Source organism: Paenibacillus sp. Y930, assembly GCF_056786375.1.
Window position 1 is genome coordinate 1 of the sequence record NZ_JBXCIX010000040.1, and the last position, 677, is coordinate 677.

General features: G+C 38.3%; 1 protein-coding gene. It reads right to left on the bottom strand.

The features are described from left to right. Positions 1-677: IS3 family transposase (locus AC1TO5_RS21270; RefSeq protein ID WP_482064828.1), on the bottom strand; the 677-nt coding region annotated here is incomplete at both ends.

A 677-nucleotide genomic window follows, 5' to 3' on the forward strand; every position in this document is an offset into this window, starting at 1 on the left:
CCTTTGCGAGACATACTTTGAACAATCCCACGTTCCTTTAGCGCATGACGATATTGTTTCATTTGATAATGCCAACCTTGATCTGAATGCATCAGTAGCGTATCTTCTTCTGTTAAACGTTCAAAGGCTTGTTCTAGCATTTCAGAAACGAGCGAGTAGGTTGGTCGTGAACCAAGCGTATACGTTATAATTTCACCGTTAAATAAGTCTAATACGGGCGATAAGTAGAGTTTCTCACCAAACAATTTAAATTCTGTAATATCTGTGACCCATTTTTCATTTGGGCGTTTAGCTGTGAATTTCCTATTTAAAAGGTTTGGTGCAGTCTTTCCTACGTTTCCTTTATAGGCGCGATATTTCTTCATTCGAACCACACATTTTAGACCTAACTCCTGCATGATACGCTGCACTTTCTTGTGATTGACGTTGTGTTTACGAATCACTAACTCATCACGTATACGACGATAACCATAGCGTCCATCATGTTCGTCATAAATCGCTTTAATCTCTATTTTCAAATCAGAATCTGGATCAGGTCGATTCATTTGTTTTATTAAATCATAGTAGGTGCTGCGTGGAATAGCAGCGAGCTTTACTAATTTTCTCACCGGAAATTCATGCCTTAATTCATAGATCACTTCAGCTTTGTCTTGTTTGGTGATTTTTCCTTGTCTTGA